Below are 18,228 nucleotides of genomic sequence, written 5' to 3'. Positions count from 1 at the left end.
GTGATCCAAAGAGCGCCGTCGCCCGCTCGGTAGGCTGGCATCCATGCCTGATATCGCCAAGGTGCTGGTCGCCAACCGCGGCGAGATCGCCGTCCGCATCATCCGCGCCGCACGGGACTCGGGGAAGGCCTCGGTCGCCGTCTACGCCGACCAGGACCGCGACGCGATGCACGCCCGGCTGGCCGACGAGGCGTACGCGCTCGACGGGCTCACGAGCGCCGACACGTACCTGTCGATCGAGAAGATCCTCTCGGTCGCACGCCGGTCGGGGGCGGATGCCGTCCACCCCGGCTACGGCTTCCTCGCCGAGAACGCCGACTTCGCGCGCGCCGTCATCCGCGCCGGCCTGATCTGGATCGGCCCTCCTCCGGAGGCGATCGAGGCGCTCGGCGACAAGGTGACCGCGCGGCACGTGGCCGAGAAGGTCGGCGCACCGCTGGCGCCGGGGACCCCGGGCCCGGTGAGCGGCGCCGACGAGGTCGTCGCCTTCGCCGAGGAGTTCGGCCTGCCCATCGCGATCAAGGCCGCCTACGGCGGCGGCGGGCGGGGTCTGAAGGTCGCCCGCACGCTCGACGAGGTGCCCGAGCTGTTCGAGTCGGCCACCCGCGAGGCGATCGCGGCGTTCGGCCGCGGCGAGTGCTTCGTGGAGAAGTACCTCGACCGTCCGCGCCACGTCGAGACGCAGTGCCTGGCCGATGCCGCGGGCACCGTGGTCGTCGTCTCCACCCGCGACTGCTCCCTGCAGCGCCGGCACCAGAAGCTCGTCGAGGAGGCGCCCGCGCCCTTTCTCACCGACGCCCAGAACGAGATCCTGTACGGGGCGTCCAAGGCGATCCTGCGCGAGGTCGGCTACGTCGGCGCGGGCACGTGCGAGTTCCTGATCGGCGCCGATGGCACCATCTCGTTCCTCGAGGTCAACACCCGGCTGCAGGTCGAGCATCCGGTGTCCGAGGAGGTCACCGGCATCGACCTCGTGCGCGAGCAGTTCCGTCTGGCCGAGGGGGGCCTGCTCGGATACGACGACCCCGAGCCGGTCGGCCACTCGATCGAGTTCCGCATCAACGGCGAGGACCCGGGGCGCGGGTTCCTGCCGCAGCCGGGGCGCATCAACGTGTTCAAGACGTTCGGCGGTCCCGGCATCCGCCTCGACTCGGGCGTCACCGCCGGTGACTCGGTGTCCGGGGCGTTCGACTCGATGCTCGGCAAGATCATCATCACCGGACGGGACCGGGCCGAGGCCCTGGAGCGCTCCCGACGGGCGCTGGACGAGTTCGAGGTCTCGGGCATGCCGACCGTGCTGCCCTTCCACCGCAGGGTCGTGCGCGACCCGGCCTTCACCGCCGAGGACGGCGTGTTCGGCGTGTACACGCGCTGGATCGAGACCGAGTTCGCGAACGACATCCCGCCGTGGGACGGCGAGGCGCAGGAGCCGCAGACCGCCGAGCCGCGTCACACCGTCGTGGTCGAGGTCTCCGGCAAGCGCGTCGAGGTGAGCCTGCCCGACCGCATCGTGCAGGCGCCGGCGAGGACCGGGCGCCCCGCGGCGGTGCCGCCCTCGCGCCGCACGCACGCCTCGACCGCGATGGCGGGCGCCTCGGGCGACGCGGTGGTCTCCCCGATGCAGGCGACGATCGTCAAGGTCGCCGTCGAGGAGGGTCAGCACGTCGTCAAGGGCGACCTCGTGGTCGTGCTGGAGGCGATGAAGATGGAACAGCCGATCCAGGCGCACAAGGACGGCGTCGTGAGCGCGGTGGATGCCACGCCGGGGACGACCGTCTCCGCCGGTCACCGCCTGATGACGATCTCCTGAGCGCTCTGCGCAGGCTCAGCCGGCCAGATCGACGATGTGCATCGCGCGCGCGGCATCCGTGATGCTGGCGGTCAGCGACGGGAACACCGCGAACACGCGCGAGACCTGGTCGACGGTGAGCCGCCGCTCGATCGCGATCGCGAGCGGGTAGATGAGCTCCGAAGCGCGCGGGGCGACGATCACCGCCCCGATCACGGTGCCGCTGCCGGTGCGGGCGATGACCTTCACGAAGCCGTCGGTGATGCGCATCATCTTCGCCCGCGCGTTGGCCGTGAGCGGCAGCTTGTACACGACCCCGTCGGCGCGGCCGTCGACGACGTCCTGCTCGCTGAACCCGACGGTCGCGATCTCGGGAGACGTGAAGATGTTCGCGGTGATGCGCCGGCGCTCCAGCGGGATGACGGTGTCGCCGAGCGCGTGGAAGACCGCGGTGCGCCCTTGCATCGAGGCGACGGATGCCAGGGGCACGAAGTCGGTGCAGTCCCCCGCCGCGTAGACGTTGGGCACCGAGGTGCGCGCGACCCGGTTCACGCGGATGTGGCCAGACTCGGTCAGCTGGATGCCGGCATCCTCCAGCCCCAGTCCGCGTGTGTTGGGGATGGAGCCCACCGCCATGAGGCAGTGGCTGCCCTCGATCGTCCGGCCGTCGGAGAGCGTCACGATCACCCCCTCCCCCGTGTTGACGACGCTCTCGGCCCGGGCGCGCGCCAGCAGCTGCATGCCCCCGCGCGTGAAGACCTTCTCCAGGACGGCAGCGGCGTCGCGGTCCTCGCCGGGGAGCACCCGGTCGCGGCTGGAGATGAGCGTGACCTTCGCGCCGAGGTTCATATACGCGCCGGCGAACTCCGCGCCGGTGACGCCGGAGCCGACGACCACGAGATGCTCGGGAACCGCGGCCATGTCGTACAGCTGGGTCCAGGTGAGGATGCGCTGCCCGTCCGGCCGCGCGCTCGGCAGCTCCCGCGGCGAGGCACCGACCGACACGACCAGGGTGTCGGCCTCGATGCGCTCGAAGTCCGTGCCGCCCGCGTCGGTGGCCACGACGATCGCGCGCGGGCCGTCGAGCCGGCCGTGGCCCGACACGATCCGCACCCCGGCGTCCTCGAGCGCGGCGCGCACGTCGTCGGACTGTTTGCGGGCCAGGGCGAGCAGGCGCCGGTTCACGGCGGCCAGGTTGATCGCGACCTCGGGGCGCAGCGGCACCCCGCCCCCTCCGCGGGCGAACAGCTGCACGCCGAGATCGCCGGCCTGCCGGATCGCGACCGCGGCGTCGGCGGTCGCGATGAGGCTCTTGGAGGGAACGACATCGGTGAGCACGGCCGCCCCGCCCACCGCCGCCTGCTCCACGAGGGTCACCTCCGCGCCCAGCTGCGCCGCCGCGAGCGCGGCCTCATAGCCGCCCGGTCCGCCGCCGAGGATCGCGACGCTCTGGTTGGCCTGGAAGCTCGCTGTCATGCCGACCATTCTGTCGCGTGGCAGCGCCCGGTGCCCCGCACTCACCTCGGCCCGGGATTCCCCCTTATGGTGGGAGCCATGTCAGACACCCGCAGCAATCCCCTCGACGACCCCGCCATCGACCCGTTCGCCGTCGCCGCCGACGCCGCGGCCGACATCGCCCGGCTCACCGGGGTCGAAAGCCACGACATCGCCCTCACCCTCGGCAGCGGGTGGGGCGGTGCCGCGGAGCTCATCGGCGAGACGACCGCGACCGTCCCCGCCACCGAGATCACCGGCTTCAGCAAGCCGGCACTGGAGGGCCACGTCGGGTCGTTGCGCAGCATCCTCACGCCCGGCGGCAAGCGCGTGCTCGTGATCGGCGCCCGCACGCATTACTACGAGGGACACGGCGTGCGCCGCGTCGTGCACAGCGTCCGGACCGCCGCGGCGACCGGCGCGAAGACCATGGTGCTCACCAACGGCGCCGGGGGGCTGAAGACCTCCTGGACGCCCGGGCAGCCGGTGCTGATCAGCGATCACATCAACCTCACCGCCGACTCCCCGATCGAGGGCGCGAACTTCGTCGACCTCACCGACCTGTACTCGCGCCGCCTGCGTGACCTCGCCCGCACGATCGATCCGGACCTCGACGAGGGCGTGTACTGCCAGTTCCGCGGGCCGCACTACGAGACACCCGCAGAGGTGCGGATGGCAGGGATCATCGGCGGCCACATCGTCGGCATGTCCACGGCGCTGGAGGCGATCGCCGCGCGTGAAGCGGGCATGGAGGTCGCCGGCTTCTCGCTCATCACGAACCTCGCCGCCGGCATCCAGACCACCCCGCTCAGCCACGAGGAGGTCCTCGAGGCCGGCAGGCAGGCCGGACCGGTGATCGCGGCGCTGCTCGCGCGGTTCGTCGAGGCGCTGTAGGCGCGGGGGCTCGAGCCGTGCTGCTGACCGAACCGATCACGCTCGAGGACGACCACGTCCGGCTGGAGCCGCTGCACGCGCACCACGCCGCCGACCTCGCCGAGGCGACCGTCGGCCTCGAGCACGCGTGGTACACGTCGATCCCGGCGGCGGTCCCCGACGAGATCGACCGTCGGCTGGCATGGCGGGATGCCGGGACGATGAACCCGTGGGCGGTCGTGCTGCCGGCATCCGGGCGCGCCGTCGGCATGACCACGTTCTGCAACATCGACCAGGAGAGCCGCCACGTCGAGATCGGGCACACGTGGCTGTCTCCGTCGGCGCAGCGCACCGCCGTGAACACGGCCGCCAAGCTGCTGCTGCTCGGCCACGCGTTCGAGACGTGCGACGCGATCGCGGTCGAGTTCCGCACGCACTGGCACAACCGTCAGTCGCGCACGGCGATCGAGCGGCTCGGCGCGAAGCGCGACGGGGTGCTGCGCAACCACCGGCTCGGGCCGGACGGCACCCTGCGCGACACGGTCGTGTACTCGATCCTGCCGCACGAGTGGCCGGCGGTCCGGCTCGGGCTGCGCGCGCGCCTGGACCGGGGGTGACCGGCGCGGATCTGCCCGGGGTGGTTGTCGCGGACCGCCCTGACTGACCAGAATGGCTTCTGGTGCGTGTGTGCGCACCGGACCCGGTGCGGCGCACCGTCAACGGAGAGGAACCCGCATGACCGACGTCTCGCGCACCGTGCGCATCGGCTCGTCCCATGGCCTGCACGCCCGGCCCGCGAAGCTGTTCGCGCAGGCCGCCAAGGATTCCGGCGTGAACGTCACGATCGCCAAGGGAGCCGGCGCACCGGTCAACGCCGCCAGCATCCTCGGGGTCATCGCGCTCGGCATCGAGTTCGGCGACTACGTCACCCTCACCGCGGACGGCGACCGTCCCGACGACGTGCTCGACACGCTCGCCGAGCTGCTGACCACGGACCACGACGCGTAAGAACCGAAGACAAGGACAGGAAGCGAACATGAGCGAACTTCGAGGAGTCGGAATCGGGCTCGGCGTGACCCAGGGCCCCGTCGCGAGGATGGCAGAGCCGCTGCCCGCGCCCGAGGACGTCCCCAGCACGCGCACCCAGGCGGAGGAGACCGCCCGCGTCGGCGAGGCCGTCGGCGCGGTGGCGCGGGAGCTGGAGGCCCGCGGCGAACAGGCCGGCGGCGCCGCCCGCGACGTGCTGGAGGCCCAAGCGATGATGGCCGAGGACCCGACGCTGGAGAGCGAGGTCGGCACCCGCATCGCGGCGGGCAAGACCGGCGAGTTCGCGGTGTACGAGGCGTTCGCGAGCTTCCGCGACATGCTCGTGGCCATGGGCGGCTACCTCGGCGAGCGCGCGGCCGACCTCGACGACGTCGCCCAGCGCGTGATCGCGCGGCTGCGGGGCCTTCCGGCCCCGGGCGTGCCCGACCCGGGGCATCCGTTCGTGCTGGTCGCGAAAGACCTCGCGCCCGCCGACACGGCCCTGCTCGACCTCGACAAGGTGCTGGGCCTGATCACGACCGAGGGCGGCCCGACCTCGCACACGGCGATCCTCGCCCGCGAGAAGTCGATCGTCGCGGTGGTGGGCGTGGCCGCGGCCACCGGACTGGTCGACGGCGAGACCGTCATCGTCGACGCGGCCGCCGGCACCGTCACCACCGACCCCACCGAGGAGGAGCTCACCCGCGCGCAGCACCGCGCCGATGCGCGCAAGTCCGCGGCATCCGCCCCGCTCACCCCGGGAGCGCTCGCCGACGGCACGAAGGTGCCGCTGCTGGCGAACCTCGGCAAGCCCGAGGGCGCCGAGGAGGCCGTGGCGCTCGGCGCGGAGGGCGTCGGCCTGTTCCGCACCGAGTTCCTGTTCCTGAGCTCGTCGCAGGCGCCGACCGTCGAGCAGCAGCGCGAGGCGTACACGAAGCTCCTGTCGGCCTTCCCCGGCAAGAAGGTCGTCGTGCGCGCGCTCGACGCCGGTGCGGACAAGCCCCTGGCCTTCCTCAACGACGCGCACGAGGAGAACCCGGCGCTGGGCCTGCGCGGCCTTCGCGCGCTGCGTGCGAGCGAGGACATCCTGCGCGAGCAGCTCACGGCCCTCGCCGAGGCGGATGCCGCGACCGAGGCCGACCTGTGGGTCATGGCCCCCATGGTCTCGACCGTCGAGGAGACCGAGTACTTCACCACGATCGCCCGCGAGTACGGCATCAAGACCGTCGGCGTCATGGTGGAGGTGCCCTCCTCCGCGATCCTCGCCGAGCGCGTGCTGAGCATCGCGGACTTCGCCTCGATCGGCACGAACGACCTCACGCAGTACACGCTGGCCGCCGACCGGCTGCTGGGCTCGGTCGCCTCGTTCCAGGACCCGTGGCATCCCGCCGTGCTGCGTCTGATCGGCATGGTCGGCGAGGCCGGCCGCGTCAACGGCAAGCAGGTCGGCATCTGCGGCGAGGCCGCGGCCGACCCGCTGCTGGCGGTCGTGCTGGTGGGCCTCGGGGCGACGAGCCTGTCGATGGCGCCCACCGCTCTCGCGGACGTGCGCGCGACCCTGCTGGAGCACACGCTCGACGACGCCAAGCGCATCGCGGCGGCCGCGGTGGGAGCCGACGACGCCGGGTCCGCACGAGACGCGGCCCGGGCGGCGGCAGCGAAGTAGGACTTCGGGAGCTCCCATCGTGGACGTCCGCGCGCAGGCGACGGCCGGCGGCACGGGCATCGCCGTGACCGCCGTCGTGATCCTCGTGATCGCGGCGGCGGTCGTCGTCGTGCTGCTGACGATGCGGCGCCGGCGCGGCGCGGCGCGTGAGGCGGGACCCCGCCCGATCCGCCACGTGGTGTTCGCGTGCGATGCCGGCATCGGCGCGGCGGTCGTGGGCGCGACGGTGCTGCGCAAGCGCCTCGCGAAGGCCGGCATCGACGACGTGGACGTGACGATCCGGGCCATCTCGCAGCTGGATCGCACGGTCGACCTCGTGATCACCCAGTCCAGCCGCAGCGAGAAGGCCCGGGCGAAGGCCCCGGACGCGCTGCACATCTCGATCGACAACGTGATGACCTCGGCCGGCTACGACGACGTCGTCCGCATCCTCTCCGATCAGCGCCACGGCCAAGGGAGCCCATCGTAATGACTCGCGACATCCTCGGACTCGGTCAGGTGCGCATCCACGCCGGCAGCGTCTCACGCATCGAGGCGATGAAGGAGGCCGCCGAGATCCTCGAGGCCGCCGGGGCGGTGACCTCGAGCTACTTCGACGCGATGCAGCAGCGCGAGGCGACCATCTCGACCTACATGGGCAACGAGCTCGCCATCCCGCATGGGCTCAACGAGACCAAGGGCACGATCCTCGACTCGGCGCTTTCGTTCGTGCGCTACGACGGCGGCGTGGACTGGGACGGCAATCCGGTCACCTTCGTCGTGGGCATCGCGGGCAAGGACGGCGAGCACATCGAGCTGCTCTCGCACATCGCGCTGCTGTTCTCCGACGAGGACGACGTCGAACGGCTGCGCAGCGCCCAGACGCCCGAGGAGCTGTACGAGCTGCTCCTGGCGATGTACTGAGGCGTCCTCAGGTCGACGAACGTCGGAGAATCGCGCGTACTTCGGAGCATTTCCCGCGAATCCTCCGAACTTCGTCGGATTCTCCGAAGTTCGTGCGGCGAGTCAGTCCTCCACCACCGCGACGAGCTCGTCGAGGAAGTCGGAGAAGGTCGTCGCGCGCCGCACGATGCGCTGCACCGCATCGTGCTCGCTGAACACCTCGACCAGCTGCTCGAACACGGTCTGGAACGCGGTGCGGTCGGACTCGGAGAACGCGACCATCGCGACGACCTGGACGTGACCCTCGCCCCACGCGATCGGGGGGTCGGCGATGCCGACGGCGATCGCCGTGCGGGTGGCGGTCATCGTGAGCGAGTGCGGCACCGCGAGCGCGTCGCTGAACGCCGTCGACGACAGGTGCTCTCGTTCGATGGCCCGCTCGACGTAGTCCTGGTCGATGACGCCCTGTGACACCAGCAGGGCGCCGAGGCGCCGGATGACGCCCTCCTCGCCGTCGTCGCCGTCGAGGCGGGGCACGAACGCGTCCGCGTCGAAGTAGCGCTCCAGCTCGGCGCGCAGGCGCGCCAGGCGCTCCACTCTCCGCACCCGGGCGATCGCGGTCTGCACCCGCGTCACGTCCGACTCGGTGAGGAAGGGCTGGATCTGGACGACGCCGTCGCCGGAGATCCTGGGCTCGATGGTCGTGAGCACCAGGTCGGTGTCGATCGACGCCCAGTCCGGGTCGGCACGCGAGTCGACGCCGACGACGTCCACGGCGGCGCCGAACGACTGATCGACGCGGGCGTGCAGCAGTTCGTGGATGTCGTAGTAGCCGGGGCACACGATCGTGACGGTGAGGCGCTTGCCCTCCTGACGATGCCGTTCCAGGTGGCCGCCCACGTGCATCGCGAGATAGGCGATCTCGTCGTCGAGGATCGGGAGCCCCAGCAGGCCCCGCAGACCGTCGGCGATGAACACCGCCACCTCGAAGATCATCGGATACGCCGTCTTCAGCGATCGCGTCAGCGGATTGCGCGACCACGCCCCTTCCTGCGCCCGCTCGCGCAGGTTCTCGACGTGCTGGGCCAGCCGCAGCACGAAATCCTCGTCGTCGAGGTCGATGAGGAACTCCTGCTCGGCGCGGGCGACGACATCGCGCACCGCGGACTCCACGTCGCCGGGAAGCCGTTCGCGGATGAGCTCGGCCCGCGCGGCGCCGGCGGCCGCGACGATGCGGGTCTGCACGAGCCCGGCGAGCTGGCTGAGATCGCCGCGTCCGAACCGGATGGCGAGGTGCTCCTGAGCCAGCCGGTCGATCAGCTCGCCGATCCGGGCGCGCTCGGGCGAGTCCGACCCGGGCGCGTCGTCGAGCCGGTGCTGACGGGCCACCCGGTCGGCGGCGATCGCGACGTGCATCATGACGTCGCCGATGCTGAACTCGTTGACGACATGACCGAGTTCCTGCAGCCCGGCCACGAGCCGGGTCTTGAACCGGCCGTACGCACCCGTCTCGACCGCGCCCGCGCCGAGCGCGCGCTGCAGCGCGTCGAGGTCGAACGCGCTCGCCTCCATCTCGTCGTGCGCCAGCCGGCTGAGCAGGCGCCGCTGCGCCGTCTCGGGGCCCCGCAGCAGCGCGCGCGATGCCGTGCGGTGCAGCGTCAGCTCGGTGCCGCCCAGGAGCGCCCGCACGCGGGCGAGGTCGGCGTCGACGGTGGCGGGGCTGACGAAGAACGCGGCGGCGGTGTCGAACACGTCCACGCCGTCGGGTGCGTCCACGAGCGCACGCACGAGCCGGTGCAGTCGGTCGCGCGTCGACGGTGCGTCGTCGGAGGCCCGCAGCGCGTCCGCGGCATGCGCGCCTGCCCGATACCCGCGCGGCCCGGACTCGACGGCGTCGCCCCCGGGCACACGGCCGTTGATCGCGGTGACGTAACTGCGGATGCTGCGCGGCGTGACCCCGATCGCGGCGGCGAGCTCGGCGGCGGTCACCCAGTCGCGACCGCGCAGCAGGTGCGCGATCACCTGATCGTGGCGGGCTCTGCTCACCCGCACAGTCAACCACGAGCCGTCGCCGCAGGGTGAGACGCATCTGCCTTCCGCCCCCGCGGAAGCAGACGTGTCTGCCGCACGGGGTGCGCCGAGGCTGACAATTGGCTGAGAAGGGAAGCGATCGATGAAGATCCTCGTGGTGTGCGGAGCCGGAGCGTCGAGCACGTTCGTCGCCCAGCGCGTCCGCCGTGCCGCTGCGGCCCGCGGCCAGCAGCTCAGCGCCGTCGCGGGCACGCAGGCATCGCTGCCGGTGGAGCGCGAGGTCGCAGATGTCATCCTGCTCGGGCCGCACCTGGCCGACGCGGCCGAGGACATCCGACGGGATGCCGCAGCGCGCGGCATCCGCGTCGTCCTCCTCCCGCACGACATCTTCGGCGACCGCGACGGCACCCGCACGCTGGCTCTCATCGACACCGCCCTCGTCGATACCGAACCCGCCGAGGCGGTCGCCTCGCATCCGCCCGCCGCGAGCCTCGCGGCCACCCAGAAGGAGAGTCAGCCATGACGACGGCGTCAACGTCCACGTCGGGAATCAACAAGGCGCGGATCGGACTGCAGAAGTTCGGCACGTTCCTCTCGGGCATGATCATGCCCAACATCGCAGCGTTCATCGCGTGGGGCTTCATCACGATGCTCTTCATCCAGGTCGGCTGGCTCGGCGGCTGGTCTCCGGTCGCACCGCTGCTGGGCGGTTTCGGCGACGCCAGCGCGATCAACTGGCCCGGCGCCATGACTGCCCTGGCTGAAGGCGACAACGGCACGTTCCCGCAGTTCGTCGGCCTCGTGGGCCCCATGGTGACCTACCTGCTGCCGCTGCTCATCGCCAACACGGCTGGTCGCATGGTGCACGGCGACCGCGGCGCCGTCGTCGCGACGATCGCGACGATGGGCGTCATCGTCGGCACCAACATCCCGATGTTCCTCGGTGCCATGATCATGGGCCCGTTCGCAGGCCTCGTGACGAAGCGGATGGACCGGATCTGGGACGGCAAGATCAAGCCCGGGTTCGAGATGCTCGTCAACAACTTCTCGGCCGGCATCCTCGGAATGCTGCTCGCGATCCTCGGGTTCTTCGGATTCGGACCGCTCGTCATGGGCATCAGCGCCGTGCTCGGCACCGCCGTCGCGGGGCTCGTCAGCCTCAATCTGCTGCCGATCGTGTCGATCATCGTCGAGCCCGCGAAGGTGCTGTTCCTCAACAACGCCATCAACCACGGCGTGTTCACGCCGCTGGGCATCGAGCAGTCCGCGGAGTTCGGCAAGTCGATCCTGTTCCTCATCGAGGCGAACCCCGGTCCGGGCCTCGGCCTGCTCCTCGCCTTCACGTTCTTCGGCACGGGACAGGCGAAGGCGTCGGCGCCGGGTGCGGCCATCATCCACTTCTTCGGCGGCATCCACGAGATCTACTTCCCGTACGCCCTGAGCAAGCCGGCGACCCTCCTCGCGCTCATCGCGGGTGGTGCGACCGGCGTCGCGACCAACATGATCCTCGGCGGCGGCCTCGCCTTCCCGGCGGCACCGGGCAGCATCATCGCCGTCACGGCGGCGGCGTCCAGCCCCGCGGCAGGCGGCGTCGGCAACCTCCTGGTCGTGTACCTGTCGGTCGTCCTCGCCGCCACCGTGACGTTCCTCATCGCGGGTGTCATCCTGCGGGCATCCCGCAAGCGGGATCTCGAGGCGGGAGACAGCTTCGGCGCAGCGATCGCGCAGACGGCCGCCAACAAGGGCAAGTCGTCGGCCGCGCTCGACGCGCTCGCCGGCGGGTCGGCCGCCGCGGCCGGGACTGCCACCGCCACGAAGCAGATCAAGGCGATCGTCTTCGCGTGCGATGCGGGCATGGGCTCGTCGGCGATGGGCGCCAGCGTCCTGCGCAACAAGATCAAGAAGGCGGGCATCGACGACGTCACGGTCGTCAACAAGGCCGTCGCGAACCTCGACGGCACCGAAGACCTCGTCATCACGCAGAACCAGCTCACCGACCGGGCCAAGGACCAGAACCCCGACGCGATCCACGTGTCGGTGGACAACTTCATGAACTCGCCGCGCTACGACGAGGTCGTGAACCTCGTCGTGAGCCAGCACGGCGGCTCCGCCCCGGCGGCCGCCCCCGCCGAACCCGAGCCGGCGTCGGCGCCGGAGAAGGACGTCAAGGCGATCGTGTTCGCGTGCGATGCGGGCATGGGCTCGTCGGCGATGGGCGCCAGCGTCCTGCGCAACAAGATCAAGAAGGCGGGCATCGACGACGTCACGGTCGTCAACAAGGCCGTCGCGAACCTCGACGGCACCGAAGACCTCGTCATCACGCAGAACCAGCTCACCGACCGGGCCCGGCAGAAGGCGCCCGGCGCGATCCACGTGTCCGTCGACAACTTCATGAACTCGCCGCGCTACGACGAGGTCGTGAACCTCGTCGTGAAGCAGCACGACAAGTAGCCGTCCGAGACGGCGGTGGGGTCGAGCAGGCGCTCACGCCCCAGGCCCCACCGCCCCGGCATCCCATCCCCAACGAAAGGAATGACCATGGCACGCGATGTACTCCAGCTCGATCAGGTTCGGATCCACTCGGGCAGTGCGACGCGCGATCAGGCGATGAAGGAGGCCGCCGACATCCTGGTCTCCGTCGGCGCCGTCACCGCCGAGTACTACGATGCGATGCAGCAGCGGGAGGCGACGGTGTCCACCTACATGGGCAACGAACTGGCCATCCCGCACGGCACGAACGAGCTGAAGGCGACGATCCTCGCGTCGGCTCTCTCCGTCGTGCGCTACGACGGCGGCGTCGACTGGGACGGCAATCCCGTGACGTTCGTCATGGGCATCGCCGGCCGCGGAGACGAGCACCTGGAGATCCTGTCGCAGATCGCGCTGCTGTTCTCCGACGAGGACGAGGTCGCCACGCTCAAGCAGGCTGCGACCCCGGAGGAGCTGTTCGCGCTCCTGTCGGCGGTCAACGAGTCATGAAGGCCGTCCACTTCGGCGCCGGCAACATCGGTCGCGGGTTCGTCGGCCTGCTGCTGCACGAGGGCGGGTACGAGCTCGTCTTCGCGGATGTCGCGGCCGGTCTCGTGGACGCGATCAACGCGGCGTCGTCGTACACCGTGCACGAGGTCGGCGAGGGCGGTGCCGACAAGGTCGTCACCGGCTTCCGCGCCCTCAACAGCGCGACCCAGTCGGCGGAGCTGATCGAGGAGATCGCCGGGGCCGACGTGGTCACGACCGCCGTCGGACCGACGATCCTGCGCTTCGTCGCACCCCCGATCGTCGCCGCCCTGGCCCTGCACGACCCGTCCTCGCCGCCGCTTCAGGTGATGGCATGCGAGAACGCGATCAACGCCACCGACCTTCTGCGCGACCAGGTCCGCGCTGAGGCGGGCGAGGCGTGGGACGCCCTGGCCGCGCGCGCGGTGTTCGCCAACACCGCGGTCGACCGGATCGTGCCGGGCCAGCCGGAGGGCGCGGGGGTGGACGTGACCGTCGAGCCGTTCTTCGAGTGGGCGATCGAGCGACCGCCGTTCGCCGATGACGCGCCGAACATCCCGGGCGCCCACTTCGTCGACGATCTCGCGCCGTACATCGAGCGGAAGCTCTTCACGGTCAACACCGGCCACGCCACGACCGCGTACCACGGGGCTCAGGCCGGGATCGAGCGCATCTCCGACGCCCTGGCCGACGAGGCCATCGCCGCCAAGGTCGCCGCGACCGTGGCGGAGACCTCCGCGCTGCTGGCGGCCAAGCACGGCCTCGACGAGGGAGAGCTCGCCGCCTACCGGGCGACGATCCTCACCCGCTTCCGCAACCCGGCCCTGCCCGACACGGTGTGGCGCGTCGGCCGGCAGCCCCTGCGCAAGCTCTCCCGGCACGAGCGCTTCGTCGGGCCCGCCGCCGAGGCCGCCGAGCGCGGCCTGTCCGTCGACGCCCTCGTCGAGGCGATGGCGGCCGCCCTCGCCTTCGACGACCCCGGCGACGAGCAGTCGGTCGAGCTGCAGCGGCTGCTGAGGGAGCAGGATGCCGCGACCTTCACGGCATCCGTCACCGGTCTGGAGCCCTCGCACCCCCTGTACGCGCGCGTCGAGGCGGCGGTCGCCGCCCGCCAGGCCGCGCTCTGATCCCCCTCCCCCGAGCACGAGTCCGTCGATCCGCACCAGGATCGGCGGACTCGTGTCGTACGGGCGTGGTGTTCATAACTCAGGCAATCAGTGCGAGGGCGCGAGGGCGAGCCGCGTGATTCCGCGGGTCACGGCTCGCGCCGCCGAGATTCTGCCTGAGTTATGCGCACGTCCGGGCCTGAGACCAGCTCCGCTGACTCGTCGATAGTCTTGAATGTCGGAGGGCCGGCTCAGCGGTCGAAGCCCTCGCCGATGATCTCGATGAGCTCCTCGCGCTCCTCGACCGTGAGGAACGCCCCCGCCGCGGCGTTGAGCTGGAACGCCTCCAGGTCGTCGAGGGTGTACTCGAACGTGTCGGCGAGCAGGCTCAGCTCGCGCGTGAGCGACGTGCGGCTCATCGTGCGATTGTCGACGTTGACCGTCACCGCGAACCCGAGCTGGTACAGCAGGTCGAACGGGTGGTCGGCCAGCGTCGTCCCCCAGCGCGCGATCGCCTCGGTCTGCAGGTTCGAGCTCGGCGAGAGCTCGAGCGGGATCTCGCGGTCGCGCACCCAGCGGGCGAGGTCGCCGAACTGCACGAGCACCTCGTCGCCGGCACGCGAGACGACCTCGAGGTCTTCCGCGATGCGCACGCCATGCCCGAGTCGCAGAGCACGCCCGTCGATCAGCGCCGAGCGGATCGAGTCGAGCCCGGCGGCCTCGCCGGCGTGCACGGTCACCGGGAAGAAGCGGGATGCCAGGTGGTCGAACGCCGCACGATGACGAGACGGCAGGAACCCGTCCTCGGCGCCGGCGAGGTCGAAGCCGACCGCACCACGGCCACGGTGCGCGATCGCCAGCCGGGCGATCTCCAGCGAGCGGTCCGTATGGCGCATCGCGGTGATGAGCTGGCCGACCCGGATGTCGCGGCCGGCGCGGTCGACGGCATCCTCGCCCTCCTCGATGCCCTCCTGCACCGCCTCCACGACCTCGTCGAGACTCAGCCCGCGCTTCAGGTGCTGCTCCGGCGCCCAGCGCACCTCGCCGTAGACGACGCCGTCGGCGGCGAGATCCTCGACGAACTCGCGAGCGACCCTCCGCAGCCCCTCGCGCGTCTGCATCACCGCGGTGGTCAGGTCGAACGTCGTCAGGTACTCCACCAGGGTGCCCCCGCTGCACTGTTCCTCGAACCAGTCGGCGAGGTCGTCGGCCTCGGTCGCGGGCACCTCCAGCCCGATCTCGTCGGCCAGCTCGATGATGGTCTGCGGGCGCACCGCTCCGTCGAGGTGGTCGTGCAGCGACACCTTCGGGAGCGAGCGGATCGACACCCCCTGCAGGGTGGTGTCGCCGTGCTGGTCGATGGCCATGATCTCCTCGTCGCTGCGGTTCAGGCGGTGATGCGCTCGATGACGAGCGGGGCGGATGCCGGTGCCTCGGCGCCGACGGCCCAGGCGCCCTCCAGCGCCTCCAGGGCACGGGCGAAACGCTGCTCGTCGTCGGCGTGCAGGGTGAACAGGGGCTGCCCGGCCTGCACGGTCTCGCCGGGCTTGACGTGCAGGTCGATGCCGGCGGCGTGCACGACCGGGTCCTGCGCCCGCGCCCGGCCGGCGCCGAGTCGCCATGCCGCCACGCCGAACGGCAGCGCGTCCATGCGCGTCACGACCCCGCCCGTGGTCGCGGTGACCGGGTGCGACTCGCGCGGGGTCGGGAGCGCGGCATCCGGATCGCCGCCCTGCGCCCGGATCATCGCGCGCCACGCGTCCATCGCCCGGCCGTCCGCCAGCGCCGCCTCGACGTCGGCGTCGGGACGCCCCGCCAGGGTCAGCATCTCGCGGGCGAGAGCGACGGTCAGCTCCACGATGTCTCCGGGGCCGCCGCCGGCGAGCACCTCGACCGATTCGCGCACCTCGTTGGCGTTGCCGATCGCCAGGCCCAGGGGCGTGTCCATGTTCGTCAGGAGCGCCGTGGTGGCCACGCCCGAGTCGGTGCCGAGCTCGACCATCGTGCGGGCGAGCTCGCGCGCACGGTCGAGGTCGCGCATGAAGGCCCCCGACCCGACCTTGACATCGAGGACGAGCGAGTCAGTCCCCTCGGCGATCTTCTTCGACATGATGCTGGAGGCGATGAGCGGGATCGCCTCCACCGTCCCGGTGACATCGCGCAGCGCGTAGAGCTTCTTGTCGGCGGGGGCAAGGCCCGCGCCCGCAGCGCAGACGACCGCGCCGACCCCCCGCAGCTGCGCGAACAGCTCGTCGTTCGACAGCGCGGCCCGCCACCCGGGAATGGACTCCAGCTTGTCCAGCGTTCCGCCGGTGTGCCCGAGGCCACGGCCGGACAGCTGCGGCACCGCGACTCCGAAGGAGGCCACCAGGGGCGCCAGCGGCAGCGTGATCTTGTCGCCGACTCCGCCGGTGGAGTGCTTGTCGACGGTGGGCTTGCCGAGGCCTGCGAAGCTCATCCGCTCCCCCGAGGCGATCATCGCATCGGTGAGCACGCGGATCTCGTCCCGCGCCATGCCGCGCAGGAGCACCGCCATCGCGAAAGCCGCCATCTGCGCGTCGGCCACATACCCGCGCGTGTATGCGTCGACCAGCCAGCGCAGCGCGTCCTCCGGCACCGCGCCGCCGTCGCGCTTGGTGCGGATCACGTCGACCGCGTCGAACGCCTCGACGACCGTGCCGCTCATCGTGACGACTCCTCCAGATCGCGCGGCCCGAACGCATCCGGCAGGACCTCGTCCATCGTACGGATGCCGGAGACGGTCTCCAGCAGCATCCCGGGCAGCGCGAACTCGTTCAGCAGCTGACGGCACCGCCCGCACGGCATGATGGTCTCGCCGTCACGGTTGACGCACACGAACGCGACGAGCTCCCCTCCTCCGGAGCGCTGCAGCTCCGAGACGAGGCCGCACTCGGCGCACAGTCCCACGCCGTACGAGGCGTTCTCCACGTTGCAGCCCGACACGATGCGCCCGTCCGAGACGAGGGCGGCGGCCCCCACCTTGTACCGCGAGTACGGCGCGTATGCCCGGTGCATGGCATCCACCGCGACGGCACGCAGCTCGTCCCAGTCGATGTCGGTCATGCGTCACCCCTTGACGTATGGTACCCCGCTCGCCGCCGGCGCCCTCGACTTGCCGACGACGCCGGCCACCACGAAGATCGTGACCAGGTAGGGCAGCATGAGCATGAACTCGCTGGGGACCGGCGAGCCGATGACGCTGAGGGTGTTCTGCAGGCTCGAGGCGAAGCCGAACAGCAGCGCCGCGAGGGTCGCCTTGATCGGATCCCACTGGCCGAAGATGACGGCGGCGAGCGCGATGAAGCCGGCGCCCGCGGTCATCTCCTTGTTGAAGGGGATGCCGTTGCCGATCGTGAACACGGTGCCGCCGATCCCCGCGATCGCCCCGGCCAGCAGCACGTTCCAGTACCGCGTCGCGTTGACGTTGATGCCGACGGTGTCGGCCGCCTTGGGGTGCTCGCCGACGGCGCGCAGGCGCAGCCCCCACCGGGTGTGGAACATTCCCACGTACACGAGGGCGACCACGACGTACATGACGTAGACCAGGATCGTCTGCCGGAACAGCACGGGTCCGAGCACCGGGATGTCCGACAGCAACGGGATGGGCATGCGGTCGAAGCGGACCGGCGAGTTCAGCACCGACGCGTTGGGCTGGAGCACCTGCGAGAACAGGAACGACGTGAGTCCGATGACGAGGACGTTCAGGACCACACCGACGATGACCTGGTCGACGAAGTAGGCGATCGCGAAGGTCGCCAGCACCGCCGAGACGAGCACGCCGGCGACCATCGCGCCCACGAGGCCCATCAGCGGCTGGCGGGTGAGGGAGGAGATCATCGCGGCGGTGAACGCCCCCGCCAGCAGCTGCCCCTCGATGGCGATGTTGACCACCCCGGCGCGCTCGCCGATGACGCCGCCGAGCGCACCGTAGATGAGCGGCACGGCGAGCGCGACCGCTCCGGCCAGCAGGCCCACCACCGGGATCGTGGCACCGGCGGCCGCCCATGCCAGGAAGCCGACGACGGCGACGAGGATGTAGGCGATGATCACCCACAGCGGCGAATGCCCCTGCGCGCGCACGAAGAAGAGCGAGACGGCGACGAGCACCAGCATCGCCACGAGGCACACCCACCCGGTGGCCGCCACCGGCAGCGAGATCACCGGGAGCTGGATGGCGTCGGAGTCGGTCGACAGGCGCAGGCCCGCCTGTCCGGTGCGCGGCGCCAGCAGCAGAAGCAGCGCATACAGCACCGCGAATGCCGCGAGCGCGACGGGAGCCTTGTACGACCTCACGACGGTGGTCGCGGGCGTCTCGGGCATGAGCCCGGCCGTGGAGACGTGGG

At 71.1% G+C, this 18,228-nt stretch carries 17 protein-coding genes; 11 read left to right on the top strand and 6 right to left on the bottom strand.

Annotated features, from left to right (window positions below):
* Positions 1-43 precede the first annotated feature (43 nt).
* On the top strand, positions 44-1,810 hold the full coding sequence (locus tag QM641_RS00980) for an acetyl/propionyl/methylcrotonyl-CoA carboxylase subunit alpha (protein WP_415112538.1): 1,767 nt from the start codon (positions 44-46) through the stop codon (positions 1,808-1,810).
* Between the two features lie 15 nt (positions 1,811-1,825).
* Here the strand turns inward: QM641_RS00980 and QM641_RS00975 are convergent, their stop codons facing one another.
* Positions 1,826-3,274: an NAD(P)H-quinone dehydrogenase gene (locus QM641_RS00975; RefSeq protein ID WP_415112536.1), complete on the bottom strand. Its 1,449-nt coding sequence runs from the start codon at positions 3,272-3,274 to the stop codon at positions 1,826-1,828.
* 69 nt (positions 3,275-3,343) lie between these two features.
* On the opposite strand from QM641_RS00975, the gene QM641_RS00970 reads away from it, so the two are divergent.
* From QM641_RS00970 to QM641_RS00945, 6 genes are all read left to right on the top strand, one after another.
* Complete coding sequence (locus QM641_RS00970) at positions 3,344-4,177, top strand: purine-nucleoside phosphorylase (protein WP_415112534.1); 834 nt, start codon at positions 3,344-3,346, stop codon at positions 4,175-4,177.
* A gap of 17 nt (positions 4,178-4,194) precedes the next feature.
* Positions 4,195-4,773: a GNAT family N-acetyltransferase gene (locus QM641_RS00965; protein WP_415112532.1), complete on the top strand. Its 579-nt coding sequence runs from the start codon at positions 4,195-4,197 to the stop codon at positions 4,771-4,773.
* A gap of 118 nt (positions 4,774-4,891) precedes the next feature.
* A complete protein-coding gene (locus QM641_RS00960; protein WP_415112530.1) occupies positions 4,892-5,164 on the top strand; it encodes an HPr family phosphocarrier protein in 273 nt (90 codons plus the stop codon).
* Between the two features lie 28 nt (positions 5,165-5,192).
* A complete protein-coding gene (ptsP, locus tag QM641_RS00955; RefSeq protein ID WP_415112528.1) occupies positions 5,193-6,848 on the top strand; it encodes a phosphoenolpyruvate--protein phosphotransferase in 1,656 nt (551 codons plus the stop codon).
* 19 nt (positions 6,849-6,867) lie between these two features.
* Complete coding sequence (locus QM641_RS00950) at positions 6,868-7,317, top strand: hypothetical protein (protein WP_415112526.1); 450 nt, start codon at positions 6,868-6,870, stop codon at positions 7,315-7,317.
* Positions 7,317-7,751 (top strand): PTS sugar transporter subunit IIA, encoded by a 435-nt coding sequence (locus QM641_RS00945; protein ID WP_415112524.1) that lies wholly within the window; start codon positions 7,317-7,319, stop codon positions 7,749-7,751. Before QM641_RS00950 ends, QM641_RS00945 begins: the two co-directional genes overlap by 1 nt.
* Positions 7,752-7,853: 102 nt before the next feature.
* On the opposite strand, the gene QM641_RS00940 is transcribed toward QM641_RS00945, so the two are convergent.
* Positions 7,854-9,776 carry a BglG family transcription antiterminator gene (locus QM641_RS00940; RefSeq protein WP_415112522.1) on the bottom strand — a complete coding sequence of 641 codons (1,923 nt, stop codon included), beginning with the start codon at positions 9,774-9,776 and terminating at the stop codon, positions 7,854-7,856.
* Between the two features lie 127 nt (positions 9,777-9,903).
* Between QM641_RS00940 and QM641_RS00935 the strand changes: the two genes are divergently transcribed.
* From QM641_RS00935 to QM641_RS00920, 4 genes are all read left to right on the top strand, one after another.
* A complete protein-coding gene (locus QM641_RS00935; RefSeq protein WP_415112520.1) occupies positions 9,904-10,284 on the top strand; it encodes a PTS sugar transporter subunit IIB in 381 nt (126 codons plus the stop codon).
* The gene (locus QM641_RS00930) at positions 10,281-12,212 is read left to right on the top strand and encodes a PTS mannitol-specific transporter subunit IIBC (RefSeq protein WP_415112518.1); all 1,932 of its coding nucleotides are present in this window, start codon (positions 10,281-10,283) and stop codon (positions 12,210-12,212) included. Before QM641_RS00935 ends, QM641_RS00930 begins: the two co-directional genes overlap by 4 nt.
* Positions 12,213-12,299: 87 nt before the next feature.
* Positions 12,300-12,740 (top strand): PTS sugar transporter subunit IIA, encoded by a 441-nt coding sequence (locus QM641_RS00925; protein WP_415112516.1) that lies wholly within the window; start codon positions 12,300-12,302, stop codon positions 12,738-12,740.
* Positions 12,737-13,885 carry a mannitol-1-phosphate 5-dehydrogenase gene (locus QM641_RS00920; protein ID WP_415112514.1) on the top strand — a complete coding sequence of 383 codons (1,149 nt, stop codon included), beginning with the start codon at positions 12,737-12,739 and terminating at the stop codon, positions 13,883-13,885. The genes QM641_RS00925 and QM641_RS00920 overlap by 4 nt, the downstream gene beginning before the upstream one ends.
* A gap of 230 nt (positions 13,886-14,115) precedes the next feature.
* Here QM641_RS00920 and QM641_RS00915 read toward each other — a convergent pair whose 3' ends face one another.
* The 4 genes from QM641_RS00915 to QM641_RS00900 are packed head-to-tail and all read right to left on the bottom strand — an operon-like array spanning position 14,116 to position 18,205.
* A complete protein-coding gene (locus QM641_RS00915; RefSeq protein WP_415112512.1) occupies positions 14,116-15,231 on the bottom strand; it encodes an adenosine deaminase in 1,116 nt (371 codons plus the stop codon).
* 20 nt (positions 15,232-15,251) lie between these two features.
* Positions 15,252-16,550 carry a thymidine phosphorylase gene (locus QM641_RS00910; RefSeq protein ID WP_415112510.1) on the bottom strand — a complete coding sequence of 433 codons (1,299 nt, stop codon included), beginning with the start codon at positions 16,548-16,550 and terminating at the stop codon, positions 15,252-15,254.
* On the bottom strand, positions 16,547-16,948 hold the full coding sequence (locus tag QM641_RS00905; protein ID WP_415112508.1) for a cytidine deaminase: 402 nt from the start codon (positions 16,946-16,948) through the stop codon (positions 16,547-16,549). Before QM641_RS00905 ends, QM641_RS00910 begins: the two co-directional genes overlap by 4 nt.
* A 3-nt stretch (positions 16,949-16,951) precedes the next feature.
* Positions 16,952-18,205 carry an ABC transporter permease gene (locus QM641_RS00900; RefSeq protein WP_415112624.1) on the bottom strand — a complete coding sequence of 418 codons (1,254 nt, stop codon included), beginning with the start codon at positions 18,203-18,205 and terminating at the stop codon, positions 16,952-16,954.
* Positions 18,206-18,228: the final 23 nt, after the last annotated feature.

It is taken from the genome of Microbacterium sp. (assembly GCF_047605725.1).
Taxonomy (GTDB): domain Bacteria; phylum Actinomycetota; class Actinomycetes; order Actinomycetales; family Microbacteriaceae; genus Microbacterium.
The sequence above is the reverse complement of the archived record's forward strand: the minus strand, read 5'-3'. Positions and strand labels throughout refer to the sequence as shown.